Source organism: Streptomyces kebangsaanensis (genome assembly GCF_001906585.1).
In the GTDB taxonomy this organism is placed as follows: domain Bacteria; phylum Actinomycetota; class Actinomycetes; order Streptomycetales; family Streptomycetaceae; genus Streptomyces; species Streptomyces kebangsaanensis.
Genome location: NZ_JUJA01000093.1, coordinates 1 through 1,598 on the forward strand (window position 1 = coordinate 1; position 1,598 = coordinate 1,598).

2 protein-coding genes are annotated in these 1,598 nt (G+C 69.0%); both read left to right on the plus strand.

The window, feature by feature from the left end:
• On the plus strand, positions 1–471 hold a 471-nt coding region (locus tag RH94_RS13845; protein ID WP_407697311.1), incomplete at its 5' end, for an ABC transporter ATP-binding protein.
• Between the two features lie 357 nt (positions 472–828).
• The coding region (hpnC, locus tag RH94_RS13850; protein ID WP_234425752.1) for a squalene synthase HpnC at positions 829–1,598 on the plus strand (770 nt) is incomplete at its 3' end.

A 1,598-nucleotide genomic window follows, 5' to 3' on the forward strand; every position in this document is an offset into this window, starting at 1 on the left:
TCCCTCCTCGGCGTGAACGCGGCGCTGATGAACGACCTGACCGGCGAGCGCAACGTCCACCTCGGCGGACTCGCCATGGGCATGTCCCGCGAGGAGGTCAAGTCGCGCTACCAGGAGATCGTCGACTTCTCCGGCATCAACGAGAAGGGCGACTTCATCACGCTGCCGATGCGCACGTACTCCTCCGGCATGGCGGCCCGACTGCGCTTCTCCATCGCCGCCGCCAAGGACCACGACGTCCTCATGATCGACGAGGCGCTGGCCACCGGCGACCGCAAGTTCCAGATGCGCTCCGAGGCACGCATCCGGGAGCTGCGCGAGGAGGCCGGCACGGTCTTCCTGGTCAGCCACAACAACAAGTCGATCCGTGACACCTGCGACCGGGTGCTGTGGCTGGAACGCGGTGAGCTGCGCATGGACGGGCCCACCGGAGAGGTGCTCAAGGAGTACGAGAAGTTCACGGGCAAGTAGACGCTCCCGTCCGGGCCCCGCCGAAACCGTCCGGCGGGGCCCGGCGTCTGCAAAGGATGCGTCAACTCCCGCTCGGCCCAGGAATCTTGACACCAATCGGTGCGTTGTTGTGATGTCCAGGACACCCCGGCGGACCATGGTGCGTTGTACAACGTAAGCTGTAGCGGTCCCGGAAAGCGGCAAGTGGGGAGATAACGCGCGACCCCTCCGCCACGGCCGCTCCGTGGACGGCCGGGCGGCGTGTCCGAAATAGTGTGTGTTGGGTCGGCAGTGTAGAACGGGAGATGTGACGGCAATGGTTACGGAAACTCTCCAGCTCAACGGAGCAGGTGCCGTCCCCGTTCCAGGCAGCGGACGATGACCCCGACACAGACGGCGCGCGACCCCGAGCGCGCCACCCTCGACAAGGCCGCGGGCGAGAACTTCCCCGTGGCACCGTTCTTCCTGCCCAGGGCCTGGCGCACCGACCTCATGGCCGTCTACGGCTTCGCCCGCCTCGTCGACGACATCGGCGACGGCGACCTGGCCCCCGGCGGCGCCGACGCCCGGCTGCTCGGCGTGTCGGCCGAGCGGGCCGAGGACCGCCCGGCCCTCCTCGACGCCTTCGAGGCCGATCTGCGCCGGGTCTTCGACGGCACCCCGCGCCACCCGCTGCTGCGCCGGCTGCAGCCCACCGTCCGCCGTTGCTCGCTGACCCCCGAGCCGTTCCTCGGCCTGATCGCCGCCAACCGCCAGGACCAGCTCGTCAAGCGCTACGAGACCCACGACGAGCTCCTCGCCTACTGCGAACTGTCCGCCAACCCCGTCGGCCGCCTCGTCCTCGCCGTCACCGGCACCTCGACCCCCGAGCGGATCCGCCGTTCCGACGCCGTCTGCACCGCCCTGCAGATCGTCGAGCACCTCCAGGACGTCAGGGAGGACCTCGGCCGCGACCGCATCTATCTGCCCGCCGCGGACATGAAACGCTTTCACGTCCAGGAGGCGGATCTCGCCACGCCCACCGCGGGCGCATCGGTGCGCGCACTGGTCGCGTACGAAGCGCAACGCGCCCGTGAACTCCTGAATGAGGGCACCGCACTCGTGGGTAGCGTCCACGGCAGGCTGAAGCTGCTGCTCGCGGGGTTCGT